The 13,140-nt window shown below is 70.7% G+C and carries 14 protein-coding genes and 1 pseudogene; 6 read left to right on the top strand and 9 right to left on the bottom strand.

The features are described from left to right. Nucleotides 1-127 precede the first annotated feature (127 nt). On the top strand, nt 128-283 hold the full coding sequence (locus tag QSK25_RS30930; protein WP_167974072.1) for a hypothetical protein: 156 nt from the start codon (nt 128-130) through the stop codon (nt 281-283). Then, nucleotides 280-1,107: a S41 family peptidase gene (locus QSK25_RS30935; protein WP_285643462.1), complete on the top strand. Its 828-nt coding sequence runs from the start codon at nt 280-282 to the stop codon at nt 1,105-1,107. Before QSK25_RS30930 ends, QSK25_RS30935 begins: the two co-directional genes overlap by 4 nt. On the opposite strand, the gene QSK25_RS30940 is transcribed toward QSK25_RS30935, so the two are convergent. Beyond that, nucleotides 1,104-1,406 carry a YciI family protein gene (locus tag QSK25_RS30940; RefSeq protein ID WP_285643463.1) on the bottom strand — a complete coding sequence of 101 codons (303 nt, stop codon included), beginning with the start codon at nt 1,404-1,406 and terminating at the stop codon, nt 1,104-1,106. The genes QSK25_RS30935 and QSK25_RS30940 overlap by 4 nt on opposite strands. A 175-nt stretch (nt 1,407-1,581) precedes the next feature. Here QSK25_RS30940 and trpS point away from each other — a divergent pair, with 175 nt between their 5' ends. Further along, nucleotides 1,582-2,505, top strand: coding sequence for a tryptophan--tRNA ligase (gene trpS, locus QSK25_RS30945; RefSeq protein WP_285643464.1), 924 nt, complete (start codon nt 1,582-1,584; stop codon nt 2,503-2,505). Here trpS and QSK25_RS30950 read toward each other — a convergent pair. The 3 genes from QSK25_RS30950 to QSK25_RS30960 are packed head-to-tail and all read right to left on the bottom strand — an operon-like array spanning nt 2,498 to nt 5,235. Next, nucleotides 2,498-3,271, bottom strand: coding sequence for a (deoxy)nucleoside triphosphate pyrophosphohydrolase (locus QSK25_RS30950; protein ID WP_285643465.1), 774 nt, complete (start codon nt 3,269-3,271; stop codon nt 2,498-2,500). The two genes, trpS and QSK25_RS30950, sit on opposite strands and share 8 nt — an antisense overlap. Nucleotides 3,272-3,280: 9 nt before the next feature. Next, nucleotides 3,281-4,537, bottom strand: a complete 1,257-nt coding sequence (locus QSK25_RS30955; protein ID WP_285643466.1) for a sensor histidine kinase — start codon at nt 4,535-4,537, stop codon at nt 3,281-3,283. Continuing rightward, nucleotides 4,534-5,235 carry a response regulator transcription factor gene (locus QSK25_RS30960; RefSeq protein ID WP_285643467.1) on the bottom strand — a complete coding sequence of 234 codons (702 nt, stop codon included), beginning with the start codon at nt 5,233-5,235 and terminating at the stop codon, nt 4,534-4,536. Before QSK25_RS30960 ends, QSK25_RS30955 begins: the two co-directional genes overlap by 4 nt. 167 nt (nt 5,236-5,402) lie before the next feature. Between QSK25_RS30960 and QSK25_RS30965 the strand changes: the two genes are divergently transcribed. From QSK25_RS30965 to QSK25_RS30975, 3 genes are read left to right on the top strand one after another with little or no spacing between them, the layout of a single operon-like run. Further along, nucleotides 5,403-6,473, top strand: a complete 1,071-nt coding sequence (locus tag QSK25_RS30965) for a LolA family protein (protein ID WP_285643471.1) — start codon at nt 5,403-5,405, stop codon at nt 6,471-6,473. Further along, complete coding sequence (locus QSK25_RS30970) at nt 6,470-7,474, top strand: ABC transporter ATP-binding protein (protein WP_285643473.1); 1,005 nt, start codon at nt 6,470-6,472, stop codon at nt 7,472-7,474. The genes QSK25_RS30965 and QSK25_RS30970 overlap by 4 nt, the downstream gene beginning before the upstream one ends. After that, nucleotides 7,471-8,274, top strand: coding sequence for an ABC transporter permease (locus tag QSK25_RS30975; RefSeq protein WP_285643475.1), 804 nt, complete (start codon nt 7,471-7,473; stop codon nt 8,272-8,274). Before QSK25_RS30970 ends, QSK25_RS30975 begins: the two co-directional genes overlap by 4 nt. Before the next feature lie 90 nt (nt 8,275-8,364). Here QSK25_RS30975 and QSK25_RS30980 read toward each other — a convergent pair. The 5 genes and pseudogenes from QSK25_RS30980 to QSK25_RS31000 all read right to left on the bottom strand — a co-directional run. After that, nucleotides 8,365-8,784 (bottom strand): annotated as a pseudogene (locus QSK25_RS30980) (HIT family protein); the annotation flags it as partial. Continuing rightward, nucleotides 8,712-9,467 carry an SDR family oxidoreductase gene (locus QSK25_RS30985; protein WP_285643476.1) on the bottom strand — a complete coding sequence of 252 codons (756 nt, stop codon included), beginning with the start codon at nt 9,465-9,467 and terminating at the stop codon, nt 8,712-8,714. The gene QSK25_RS30985 and the pseudogene QSK25_RS30980, both read right to left, overlap by 73 nt. Before the next feature lie 12 nt (nt 9,468-9,479). Further along, nucleotides 9,480-10,430, bottom strand: coding sequence for an ABC transporter ATP-binding protein (locus tag QSK25_RS30990; RefSeq protein WP_285643477.1), 951 nt, complete (start codon nt 10,428-10,430; stop codon nt 9,480-9,482). Further along, nucleotides 10,430-12,037, bottom strand: coding sequence for an ABC transporter permease (locus QSK25_RS30995; RefSeq protein WP_285643479.1), 1,608 nt, complete (start codon nt 12,035-12,037; stop codon nt 10,430-10,432). Before QSK25_RS30995 ends, QSK25_RS30990 begins: the two co-directional genes overlap by 1 nt. Next, nucleotides 12,013-13,011, bottom strand: coding sequence for a thiamine ABC transporter substrate-binding protein (locus QSK25_RS31000; RefSeq protein ID WP_285643480.1), 999 nt, complete (start codon nt 13,009-13,011; stop codon nt 12,013-12,015). Before QSK25_RS31000 ends, QSK25_RS30995 begins: the two co-directional genes overlap by 25 nt. Nucleotides 13,012-13,140 lie beyond the last annotated feature (129 nt).

The raw sequence follows: 13,140 nt of genomic DNA on the forward strand, positions 1-13,140 counted from the left end.
GCGCCGGACACTTCGATGCGCAGGGCCGCGTTTGATACTACCGGCTGCGTCGCCATTACCACACAAGAGTGCCAGTGAAGTGAGCCTCACCTACTCTAGCGATACGTGGCGGAGTGGAGTTCAACCAGTGGGTAAAAAGCTCAAGAAGAAGTGCTGCCGGTCGAAGCCCCAGTGCAAGCGCTGCCCGGTCCCGTTCCTGCTCAAGGAGCGCGACAAGGCCAGGAAGAAGGCGGCGAAGAAGGCTGAGAAGGCCGCCAAGAAGGCTCTGAAGAAGGCCGCTTGAGACCGGAGGAGTGCGCGTACGTCGACAGCGCGCTCGACCTCCTGCAGCGTCACTCGATCGAGAGCGCCCACGCCGTCTGGCCCGCATTACGTGCTCAAGCTCACGCCGCCGAGAACGCTCACGAGGCGGTCCGGCACGCGATCGCGGCCCTCGGCAACCCGCACACCCACCTGATCACGGCCGAGCGGGCCGCCTCCCCGCCGCCCGTCGTGCCGACCGGTCAGCTGACCGGGACGACCGCCGTCGTGCGCCTCCCCGAGATCCACGCGAGCCACGGCCGCACCTACGTCTCACGAGGCCTCCGGCTGATGCGCGCCCTCGTCGCGGCGGAACCAGCCGGGTGGGTCGTGGACCTGCGCGGCAACCGCGGCGGTGCCATGCACCCGATGCTCACGGTCGTGGCCCCGCTGCTCGGTGAAGGCGAGTGCGGGAGGTTCGTCGGCCCGCACGGTGAGACCGGCTGGGGCATCAGACGCCGGCACCTCTGCAGCGGCGGCCGGCGCTCGTACCGCCTGCACCGGGTTCCGCGATCACGACCAGGCCCGGTGGCGCTGCTCGTCGACGGCAGGACCGCCAGTTCGGGTGAAGCGGTGCTGGTCTCGTTCCTGGGCGTACCCGGCGTGAAGACCTTCGGCGCGCCCACCGCAGGCTTCGCGACGGCGAACCAGACCTACCGACTCAAGGACGGCGCACGGCTCGCCATCACCACCGCCGTCATGGCCGACCGCACCGGCAGGACGTACGGCAACGCCCCGATAGCCCCGCACGTGTCAACAGACGACGCGCTCACCAAGGCCATCGAGTGGATCGAAGCCGGAGCCTAGTGCTGGAGCACGGCCTCGTTCAGCTTCACCAGCTCCGGCGCCGTCCGAGTCGCCTCGAACTCGCAGATCTCGTACTTCACGAGCTTCTGCTCCGCCCACGGGTCCGTCGCGAGCAGCGCTTCGAGCTTGCCCCGGGGCATCGGCCGCGTGATGATCACGCCGCCCGTCCTCGGCACCTGACGCCCCGAGGCGAGGAAGAGTCCCCGCTCGTACTGCTTCTCGACCCATGCTCGGTGGTCGGGGAGGGCGTAGTCGATCTGTTCCAGTGGCGCGGCGTACTTCAGCAGCACGATGAACATGCGTTGACGGTAGACCTATACTCATGATCGTGCGCATCCTCAACGCCTTCTGGTGGGCCGCTTTCCGGCGGCCGGAGTAGACGCGCGCTCGTAAGAGACGCAGGCCGCCCCGACGGGCGGCTTTTTTCATGCGTTCGCCCCGGGGTGGTCACCGAAACCCCAGGGAAGGACCACCATGATCAGGCTCTCCGCCATCACGCCCTCCGGCCAGGTGCACCTCGGCAACTACCTCGGGGCGCTGCGCACGTGGGCGACCGAGGGCACCGACGAGGACGTGTACTTCATCAGCGACCTGCACGCGATGACGTCGTCGCACAACCCGCAACGCCTGCGATCCATGACGCGCGAGCAGCTGGCCGTGCTCGTCGCGTCCGGCATCGACCCGGCGAGCGTGTGCGTGCAGAGCGACCTCATCCGCGAGCTGGGAGCCCTGAACTGGGTGCTGGAGTGCACCTGCACCTACGGCGAGGCCGCGCGGATGATCCAGTTCAGAGAGAAGTCGCTCGGCCGCGAGTCCGTGCGGCTCAGCCTGCTCACCTATCCGGTGCTGATGGCCGCGGACATCCTGTTGCAGGGCACGGCCGAGGTGCCGGTCGGCGAGGACCAGCTCCAGCACGTCGAACTCGCGCGGGCGTTGGCACGCAGGTTCAACCACGCCTACGGGGATGCGTTCATCGTGCCCACGGCGGTGGTGCCGAAGGTCGGCGCGCGCATCAAGGACCTCGCGGACCCCGCGCGCAAGATGGACAAGTCGGCGCAGAACTCCGCGGGAGTGGTCTTCGTGCTCGACGACCCGGACCTGGTGCGGCGCAAGGTGCGCAGGGCCGTGACGTCGACGGAGGGCGTCGCGAACCTGACCGAGGTCCTCGCCTCCTGCACCGGCAAGGAGCCCGAGGACTACACGAGCAGGTTCTCCGAGCTGAAGGACGACGTGGCGGAGGCCGTGATCGAGGAACTGCGGCCGGTGCGCGAACGCACGCTGGCGTTGCTCAACGACCCGGCTGAGCTGGACCGGATCCGCCAGGCCGGTGCGCAGCGGGCGCGGGACCGCGCCCAGCACCGGCTCACCGCGGCGCTGCGGTTGTCCGGTCTCAGTTGAGGAGGGCCTGAAGGGCGGGCACCAGCACGCGATCGGCGGGCAGCCAGTCCACCGAGGGCAGCTCGTCGGCGGTGAACCACCGGACAGCGTTGTGCTCCAACGCTTCCGGCTCACCGTCGGCGAGTTCCGCGGCGAAGATCCGCAGCACGAGATCGCGCTTCAACGGCACGTCCGGCCCGACCTGCTCGCCGGCCACGACCGTGGCCCCCAGCTCCTCCAGGCATTCGCGCACCAGCGCGTCGGCGGGCTTCTCGCCGGGCTCGACCCGGCCGCCCGGCAGTTCCCACTTCCCCGCCGTGTCAACGGGAAACGACCGTTGCTGGGCCAGCATCCGTCCACCCCGGACGATCGCCGCCCCGACCACGACCCGCGCCGACACCAGCTCGGCGCAGCGGGTGGCCAGCAGCGCGGACCGCTTCTGCAGCACGCGCAACGCCATCCCGCGCCCGACCGTCACGTCCGCGAACCGCCCGACGACCCCGCCGACGGCCTTCCACGAGACCCGGTCGACCACCATCGTCCCGGCCCCGGTCACGACGAGATCCGTGTGCAGCTCCAGGAAGTCACCGGCGGCGGACACACCGGACAGATCGGCGCGGGTCACCACCAGCCGGACACCGAACGGCCCGACGAGCTCGTCCCCCAGGCACAGCAACGGTCCTCGCACCCGCACGCCGAACCCCGCGATCAGCGAGGTGTCGAGCAGGGCACCGGCTACGGCGGCAACGGGCGCGTCGACCAGTGCCGACGCTCGCAACTCTGGCACCGGAGCTTGCTACCAGGACGGCCAGCGGATCTCCAAACGCGCACCACCGGCGGGTGACTCGGCGGCCAGCACGCTCCCTCCGCGTCGCTGCACGAGGTGCGCCACCAGCGCGAGCCCGAGACCGAACCCGCCGGAACGACGGCCGCGGTCCTCGTCCACCCGGTAGAAGCGGTCGAACACCTTCGCCCGGTGCTCCACGGGGATGCCGTGCCCGTCGTCGTCCACGATCAGCCGCACGTCCCGCCCGACCGGCGCGAGCGTCACGGTGATCGTGGAGTACGCGTACCGGGCGGCGTTGCGCAGCAGGTTGTCCAGCACCAGCTCGACCTCGGACCGGGTGGCCGACACCAGGCACGCCGACGGCGGCGCGTTCAGCCGCACCAGCAGTTCCGCGTCCAGCCGGGAGATCGCGGCCTCGGCCTCCAGCACCAGGTCGACGGCCTCGGCGCGCGGCGGTGCCCCGGTGTCCGCGCGGGCGAGGATCAGCAACGAGTCCACCAGCGCGCTGAGCCTGATCGACTCCTCGACCACGGACTCCAGCACCTCGATCGAGAAGTCCGGGTCCGGGTGCGCCACGGCGACCTCCGCCTGCGCGCGCACCGACGCGACCGGCGACCGCAGCTCGTGCGCCGCGTCCCCGGTGAAGCGCCGCAACCGGTCCGAGGCGTCGTCCCGGCGGGCCAGCAGCGCGTTCAACGCCTCGGCCAGCGCCTGCAACTCGTCGCGCGACGGCGGTACCGGCAACCGTTCGCCGTGCGGCAACTCCCCCGCCGCGACCCGCATCCGTTCGACCGGCCGCAACGACGACCGCACCGCGAGCCACGTCGCGACCCCCACCAGCCCGGCCACCAGCACGGCGGCGACGGCCAGCCAGCGGGTGCCCAGCGCGTTGGCGTTCTGGTAGCCCAGCAACGTGCTCGCGTACACCTCGAGGCGCGGCGTCCCGTCGCCGGTGAACACCACCCGCCCGCTGAACCGCAACGCCGACGCGCCCTCCATGCGCAGCACGGGTTCGCCGGACTTCAACGACCGGATGTCCTGTGACGTCAACGGAAGCGGCGGCCCGCCGTCCACCGGCGCCCCGGCCACGTCGAGCACGCGCGGCGGTGCCTTCTCCAGTTCCTGGTCCACCGCGGTGATCTGGATCAGCCCGATCAACGCCGGCGCGATGCTGGTGAACGCGAGCAGGCACAGCAACGCCACACCCGTCGCCACCACGGTGATGCGGAAGCGCAGGGTGCGCCGCAGCCACCAGCCAGGGGTCACCTGTTGCCCAGCGCGTTGTCGAGGTCCGGGGTGGACGCGATGTAGCCGTGGCCGCGGATCGTCCGCACGACCTCGCCCGCGCCGACGGCCTCCAGCTTGCGCCGCAGGTACCCGACGTAGACCTCGACGGCGTTGCGCGTCGCGGCCTGCTCGTCGCCCCAGACCGTGCGCAGCAGTTCGTCCTTGGTCACCACGGACCCGGCGCGCGACGCCAGCACGTCGAGCACCGCGTACTCGCGCGGCGACAGCGACACGTCCTGCCCGCCCCAGCTGACCTCGCGCAGTCCGCGGTCGATCACGAGGCTGCCGAGCGTGAGCTTGCGGCGAGCGCCTCCCCCGCGCCGCAGCAACGCCCTGACCTGCGCGACCAGCACGACGAAGCTGAACGGCTTGACCAGGTACCCGTCGGCGCCGAGGTCGAGGCCGTCCGCCTGGTCGATCTCGCCGTCCTTCGCCGACACCATCAGCACCGGCGTGCGCACCCCGTCGGCCCGCATGCGTTGCAGCACCCGGTACCCCGAGAGGCCCGGCAGCATGATGTCCAGCAGCACGACGTCGAACGCCCCGGTCAGCGCGACCCGCAACGCCGTGGGCCCGTCGGAGGCCGTGACGACCTCCATGCCCTCGGCCGAGAGCCCGCGCTCCAACGCCCGGCGCACGCCGACTTCGTCGTCCACGACCAGCACACGAGGCTTCACGGGTCACAGCATGCCGCGCGCGGCTGCCCGCTGCCCGCAAGATCTCAGCCGACTCTCAGAAAACACTGCGGAGAGGGCACATAACCGCAGGTGGGCGTAGTCTCAGCACCATCTCAGCAACCCACCACCAAGCTAAGAGCACAAGCCCTTGGAGGAGGGGACCACTGATGAACAAGCGAAAGGTGACCCTGGCCGCTGCGGCGGCCGGTGTGATCACCGGCGCGGCAGGCCTGAGCCTGCTCGCCATGCCGGCGGGTGCGGGCCAGCCGCCCACCCTGCCCGACGTGTCCGCCGAGTCGCTCGTCGAGCAGGTGCTCACGAGCAAGCCCGGTGCGTTCGGCGGCACCGTGGAGGTCGACAACAAGCTCGGCCTCCCGTCCATCGCGGAGATCCCGCAGCTCGCCGACGGCAAGCACAGCGCGCGGATCTGGACCGACGGCAACGGCAAGTTCCGCGCCGCCCTGCCGAACGGCCAGTCCGAGCAGACCATCGTCGACGACGGCACGACCACCTGGTCGTGGAACTCCGCCGACAACGAGGTCACGAAGTCCGAGCACAAGGCCGACCAGCCGCGGCCTGCCGAGGACAAGTCCGAGTCGGTCAACCCGGCCGAGGCGGCCAAGCAGGTCGTCGGCATGACCAAGGAGTTCAGCGACATCACCGTCGACGGCACCGCGCGCGTCGCGAACCGTGCCGCCTACGAGTTGGTGCTGACCCCGAAGGCCAGCGAGAAGACGCTGATCCGCGAGGTGCGGATCGCCGTCGACTCGGAGCTGAAGATGCCGTTGCGCGTTCAGGTGCTCACCAACGGCACGAGCGAGCCCGCGGGCACGGTCGGCTTCAGCGAGATCAACGTCGGCCCGCAGGACGCCAAGCTCTTCGAGTTCACGCCGCCCGCCAACGCCAAGGTCACCACGCCCGAGGCGAAGGAGGAGCGACGCGGCCAGAAGCCCGAACTGGGCATCGAGCAGGCGTTGCAGGGCAAGGACCCGCAGTTCTTCGGCACGGGCTGGGACACGGTCGTCGGTGCGCGCATTCCGGCCGAGGCCATGACCCAGGTCCCCGCCGAGGCGCAGGGCCTGGTCGACAAGTTCACGAAGAAGGTCAGCGGTGCCTGGGGTAGCGGTCAGATCTTCACCACGAAGGTCGCCACGATCCTGATCGCGGACGACGGCCGCGTGGTCGCGGGCGCCGTTCCCGAGCAGGTGCTGTTCGACACGATCGGACAGGTGAAGTGACCACCTCGACCAGCGCGCCGGTGACAGCGCCTGCCAAGACCGCTGTCGCCGCGCGGACCAGGGGTCTGCGCAAGGAGTACGGGAGCACGGTCGCCGTGGACCGCGTCGATCTCGAGGTGCCGGAAGGAGCCGTGCTCGGCATGCTGGGCCCCAACGGGTCCGGCAAGACGACCACGATCCGGATGCTGCTCGGGTTGGTCCGCCCCACGCAGGGGGAGATCGAACTGCTCGGCCGGCCGCTGCCGGACGGTGCAGAGCAGTCGCTGCCGCACGTGGGCGCGCTGGTCGAGGGTCCGGGGTTCCACCCGTTCCTCAGCGGGCGGGAGAACCTCGTCCGCTGTGCCGCGTTCGAACCCCTGCTGCCCCGCAAGGAGATCAAGCAGGCGGTCGAGGACGCCATCGAACGCGTCGGGCTCGCCCAGGCGGCCCACCGCAGGTACCGGGGGTACTCGCTCGGCATGAAGCAACGCCTCGGCCTGGCCGCGGCGTTGCTCGTGCCGCGCAAGCTGGTCGTGCTCGACGAGCCGACCAACGGCCTCGACCCGGCGGGCACGCGGGAGATCCGCAGGATCATCGCGGACCTGCACGCGGCCGGCAGCACGGTGGTGGTGTCGAGCCACCTGCTGAGCGAGGTCGAGGCGACCTGCACGCACGTCGCCGTGCTGCACCGGGGAACCGTGGTGGCACAGGGAGAACTGACCGAACTGCTGCAGGCGGGCGGTTCGGCGCTCCAGGTCATCACCCCGGACGTCGAGAAGGCGCTGAGCGCGTTGCGCCAGGCCAAGATCTCCGCTCGCCCGCTGGGTGACGGACTGCGCGTCGAGCTCGCGGGGACGAGCGCGCCGCAGGTGATCGAGACGCTGGTGAAGGGCGAGGCCCGGGTTTTCGAGGCCACGCGGTGGAAGACGGGCCTCGAGGAGCTGTTCGCGCGGCTCACCGAGGCCGAGGAGGCAGAGCGCGGGATGTCCGCTGTGGACACCCTGGACGGGGGACGCCGGTGATCACGCGCCAGTTGGGTTCCGAGGTGCGGTGGATGCTGCGCCGCCCGCGCACGTTGATCGGGCTGTTCGGCCTGGTCCTCGTGCCGATCGTGATCAGCTTCGGCATCTGGACGGCGGGCGAGGACGGCGGCGGTGGCCCCGGTCTCTCCGCGATCATCCAGGGCAACGGCCTGGTCGTGCCGATCTTCACGTTGTTCCTGTCGCTCAACCTGCTGCTGCCGCTGGTGGCGTCGATCTGGGCGGCGGACGGCCTGGCGGGCGAGGCCCAGCACGGCACGTTGCGCGGTCTGCTCGTCGCCCCGGTGTCGCGCGTGCGGCTGTTGTTCGTGAAGCTCTTCGGCCTGGCCGCGATGTCGTTGTTCGCCGTCACGCTGATGGCCGTGGTCGGCATCATCGCCGGCACCGCGTTCCTCGGCTCCGACGGCATGGCGACGCTGTCCGGCACCACCCTGTCCACCGGTGAGGGCCTGGTCCGCATCGCGTTGTTCGTGGTGCTGGTGACGTTCCAGATGGTGTCGGTGGGCGCGGTCGCCCTCGCCGTCTCCGCCACCACCGAGCACCCGCTCGTGGTGCAGGCGGCGACGATGGTGACGATCATCGTGTTCCAGGTGCTCGGGCAGTTCAGCTCACTCGACTGGCTGCACCCGTTCCTGATCACGACGGGCTTCCCGGGGCTGGTCGACGTGATGCGCGACCCGATCCCGTGGGACCAGATCGGCGACAGCACGCTCCTGGCCGGGTGCTACCTGCTGATCGGCACGGGCCTGGCGGCCATCCGCCTGGTCACGAAGGACAGCTAGCAGTTTCTCGGCGAAGGGCCGCCGCTGCGCGGCGGTGGCGAAACCCGGCAGCGGCGACGACCCGTAGAGGCCGTCGCCGCTGTACCGCGGGATGACGTGGACGTGGAAGTGCCACGCGTCCTGGCCGCCGGCCGGCTCGTTGTGCTGCCGGGTGGAGATGCCTTCGCAGCCGTACGCGGTGCGCATGGCCACGGCGATCTCGCGCACCGCGTCGTGCACGGCGTGGCCGTACTCCGCGGGCAGGTCGTAGATGTTCTCGTGGTGTGCGTTCGGGATCACGATGACATGGCCCTCGTTGTTCGCCCACCACTGCGAGGCCAGGAAGGCGGTGGCGCGTTCGTGACGGAGCACGACGTCGGCCTGGCTGTCGATCTCGGTCTCCCCGCCTGCCAGCAGGAAGCAGAACGGGCACTCGTACCCGTGCGGCGCGTGGCTGATCACCGCCGGAAGCCTCCCTCGCTGTTCAGCACCTGCCCGGTGATCCACGCGCCGTCCGGCGAGCACAGCCACGAGATCAGCCGGGCCGCGTCGTCCGGCGCGCCCCAGCGCTTCGCCGGCATCCGCTCGTTCACGAACTCCGTGAGCTCCGGCCCCGCCCAGCCCGTGTCGGTCGGCCCCGGGTTCACCGCGTTGACCGTGATGCCCCGGTCCGCGAGTTCGTGCGACAAAGTCGCGACGATGGCCGCCAGGGCACCCTTCGAGGCCGCGTAGGCCACCTCGCCGGGCATCGGGCCGAGGTTCTGGCCGGAGGTCATGAACACGATCCGCCCGCCATCGGTCCTGGCCCACTGCCGGGCAAACGCCTGCGCGAGCAGGATCGACGAGCGGGTGTTCACGGCGTAGTGCTCGTCGAGCCTGGTCGCGTTCATCTCGGCCAGCGAGCCGTCGCCGCCGGAGCGCGCGTGGTTGCACACCAGCACGTCGACCCGTCCGTGAGCCTCGACCGCCGCGGCCATCAGCTCCGCCGGTGCCTCGGACCTCGCCAGGTCGACGCCCAGGCCCTGCACGCCGAGGTCCGCCAGCACCTCGCCCACGTCGTCGGCGCCCCACGGCTGTCCGGCGTCATGCGCGACGTGGTGTTGTACGAACACCTCCGCGCCCAGCCCGATCAGGCGCTGCGCGATGGCGTGGCCGATGCCCTGCCGCCTGCTCACGCCGGTGACCAGCGCGACGCGTCCCCCGAGTTGTCCCATAGGACCTAACAACTACCCGACGCGCGCGACGCCGTCCAAGTCGATTGCGAGCCGCACGCGGTCGCCGACGGACACCGGACCGACGGCCTCGTACTCCTCGCCGCCGATCTCCACCAGCAGCCGCACGTGGTCGCGCCGGTGCACCCGTTCCAGCACGGTGCCTTCCAGCAGGCCGTCCGGGTCCACCCGCAGCGCCGTGGCGCGCAGCCCGACGCGTTCCACGTCCAGGCCGACGAACGAGCCGGGCACGAACTTGCTGCAGCCCAGGAACTTCGCGGTCTCCACGTCGACCGGTGACGACCACACCTCGGCCGGCGGGCCGACCTGGACGACGCGGCCGCGCGACATGATCGCCACGCGGTCGGCCAGGGTGAACGCCTCGTCGTGGTCGTGCGTCACGACCAGCGCCGTGGTCGCCGCCTCGCGCAGCAGCCGGGCCAGGTCGACGGCGAGTTGTTCGCGCAACGCCCGGTCCAGCGCCGAGAGCGGTTCGTCCAGCAGCAGCAACCGGGGTGACGGGGCCAGCGCACGGGCCAGGGCGACGCGTTGCTGCTCGCCGCCGGACAACTGCGTCACGCGACGGTCCGCGTACCCCTCCAGCCCCACCAGTTCCAGCAACGACAGCACCCGCTTGTCGCGCGCCTCGCGTTCGACCTTCTGCATGCGCAGGCCGAACGCCACGTTGCCCGCGACCGTCCGGTGCGGGAACAGCTGCCCGTCCTGGAACACCAGCCCGAACTCGCGCCGGTGCACGGGCACGCCCGCGAGGTCGGCCGCATCCCACCGCACCGCACCGGAGGACGGCTTCTCCAGGCCCGCGACCGTGCGCAGCAACGTCGACTTGCCGCAACCCGACGGCCCGAGCAGCGCCACGACCTCACCGTCCGCCACGGTCAGGGACACGCCGGAGACCGCCGTCGTCCGTCCATAGCGGACGGTGATCGAGTCCAGTTCCAGTGCCATCAGAACTCCCCGCTGCTCGGCACGCGCAGCCGTTCGATCAGCAGCACGCACCCGACCGTCACGACCATCAGCAGCGCGCACGCCGCGTAGGCCATCTGGCTGTTCAACTCCCCCGGCCGCGACATCAGCCGCGCGATCACCACCGGCAACGTCGGCGCGTCCGGCCGGGCGAGGAAGCTCGTCGCCCCGAACTCGCCCAACGCCACCACGTACCCGAACCCGGCGGCGGCGGCCAACGACCGGCCGACCAGCGGCAGGTCCACCTCGCGCCACACCCGCGCGGGCGAGGCACCCAGCGTCGCCGCCGCCTGCCGCAGCCGTTCGTCGACCGCCCGCAACACCGGCAGCACCATCCGCACGATCAACGGCGTCACCACCAGCGCCTGCGCCAGCGGCACCAGCATCGGCGAGGTGCGGAAGTCGCCGGGCAACGCGTCCATCGTGATCAGGTAGCCGAAGCCGACCGTCACCGCGGACACCCCGAGCGGCAGCATCAGCGCCGTGTCGAGCACCTCGGCGAACCGCGCCCCCGACCGCCGCAGCCCGACCAGCACCACCGCCGAGAACACCCCGACCACCAACGCCACCAGCGTCGCGTCGAAGGCCGTGCGCACCGAGTTCACCGCCGCGTCGATCCCGGTCACCGCCAGCGTGCCGCGGTCACCCCTGGTGTTCAGCGCCACGTACCCGGCGAGGCTCCATCCGTCCCGAGTGGACAGTGATCGCGTGATCAGCCCGACCACCGGCAGCAACAACAAGGCCACCACGGCGAATGCGGCCCCCACGACGTACCACTCGCCACCGGACGGCCTGCGCGCCAGCTCCTCCCTGCCCCGCAACGCCAGCGCCGTCTCCCGGCGCCTGCGGGCCAACGCTCCCAGCACCAGCACCGCGAGCACCGCCGCGAACTGCAGCAACGACAACGCCGCCGCCCCGGACAGGTCGAACAGCTCGACGGTCCGCAGGTAGATCTCGGTCTCCAGGGTCCGGTACCGCGACCCGCCGAGCACCAGCACGACACCGAAACTGGTGGCGCAGAACAGGAACACCACCGCCGCCGCCGACCCGATCGCCGGCGCCAGCGCGGGCAGCACGACCGACGCGAACGCGCGCGGCCGTGACGCGCCAAGAGCCCGTGCCGCGTCTTCGGCACGGCGATCCGTGTGCGCCCACAGCCCGCCGACGGTCCGCGCGACCACGGCCACGTTGAAGAACGCGTTGGCCAGCACGATCGGCAGCACCCCGCCGTCCGGCCAGAACGTCCGGAAAGCCAGGCCCACCACCACGGTCGGCAGCACGAACGGCACCATCACCGCCGCCCGGACCACACCGAGGCCGCGGATCTTGCAGCGGGCCAGCACGAACGCGAGCGGCATGCCGGCGAGAACCGCCACGACGGTCGAGGCGAGGGCCTGGCCGAGGGTGAAGCCGACGAGCTCCCAGGTGTCGGCCTCGACGAGTGCCTTCAGCACACCGCCTTCGCGCAGCCCCAGGTTGATGATCGCGAGGACGGGCCAGGCGAAGAAGAGGGCGAGGAAGGCCAGCGGCAGCAACGCGGCCGCGGACCACCCCGTCCGGGAACTCAGCCCTGCACCAGCTTGCGCCACTGCTCGACCCAAGCCTCGCGGTTGTCCTTCACCTTGTCCGCAGGCAACGACTGCGGCGCGGAAGGCAGCGGAGCGTCCTTGGCCCACGACTCGGGCAGCGCGACGCCCTCACGTGACGGGTACACGTACATCTGCTCGGCCACCTGGGCCTGGAACTTCTCGCCCAGCAGGAAGTCCAGCACCTTCTTCGCGTCCTCGGGGTTCTTGGCGCCCGAAAGCACGCCCGCGTACTCGACCTGGCGGTAGCAGGTGTCCAGCACCGCCTTGGTCTTGCCGCCCTCGGCCGACGGCGACGACGCGTACGACACGACGATCGGCCGCGTGCCCTTGGTGGCGGAGAACTCCTGGTTGTAGGCCTCTTCCCAGCCGCTCACGACCTTGACGCCGTTGGCCTTGAGCTTGGTCCAGTAGTCCTGCCAGCCGTTCTCGCCGTACTTCGCGATCGTGCCGAGCAGGAACGCGAGACCGGGCGAGGACGTGGCCGGGTTCTCGACGACCAGCATGTCCTTGAACTTCGGGTCGGCCAGGTCGTCGTACGACCTGGGCTCGACGCCGCCGAGCTTGGCCGGGTCGATGTTGAGGCACACGTCCCCGACGTCGACGGCCTGCAGCCGGTTGGTGTCGTCGGCCTTGTACCGCTGGGCACCCTTCGCGGCCTCGGGTGAGGCGTACTCGGCGAACACGCCCTCGCTCAACGCCCGCGACGCGAACGTCGAGTCGACGCCGAACGCGACGTCGCCGATCGGGTTCGCCTTGGTCAGCACCAGCTTGTTCGTCAGCTCGCCGGCGTCACCGCTGGCGAGCTGCTTCACCGTGATGCCCGAGGACTTCTGGAACTCCTCCAGCACCTCGGGCTTCACCGCGAACGAGTCGTGGGTGACCAGCGTGACCTCGCGCGACTGCGGTGCGGTCGACGTGCCGGCCGAGCAACCGGCCAGCACGAGAGCAGCGCAAACAGCCAGAATCCTTCTCATCAGACCTCTCCCTACGCCGGTATGACCCGGATCAGGTGGACGGTCGAGGGCTTGCGAGCCCTCCTCTCAGCCCGGCGCTTCACCGGACTCCCGTGGTAAACGCGCAGCTTACGTCACGTGGTGGGACGA

Origin of the sequence: Lentzea sp. NBRC 102530, assembly GCF_030269365.1 — a bacterium.
In the GTDB taxonomy this organism is placed as follows: Bacteria; Actinomycetota; Actinomycetes; order Mycobacteriales; family Pseudonocardiaceae; genus Lentzea.

Bases quoted from the DNA above. Each gene is read 5' to 3' on its own strand.
- trpS (WP_285643464.1), top strand. From the start codon at position 1,582: ATGATCAGGCTCTCCGCCATCACGCCCTCCGGCCAGGTGCACCTCGGC.
- QSK25_RS30990 (WP_285643477.1), bottom strand. From the start codon at position 10,430: ATGGCACTGGAACTGGACTCGATCACCGTCCGCTATGGACGGACGACG.
- QSK25_RS30965 (WP_285643471.1), top strand. From the start codon at position 5,403: ATGAACAAGCGAAAGGTGACCCTGGCCGCTGCGGCGGCCGGTGTGATC.
- QSK25_RS30985 (WP_285643476.1), bottom strand. From the start codon at position 9,467: ATGGGACAACTCGGGGGACGCGTCGCGCTGGTCACCGGCGTGAGCAGG.
- QSK25_RS30940 (WP_285643463.1), bottom strand. From the start codon at position 1,406: ATGTTCATCGTGCTGCTGAAGTACGCCGCGCCACTGGAACAGATCGAC.
- QSK25_RS31000 (WP_285643480.1), bottom strand. From the start codon at position 13,011: ATGAGAAGGATTCTGGCTGTTTGCGCTGCTCTCGTGCTGGCCGGTTGC.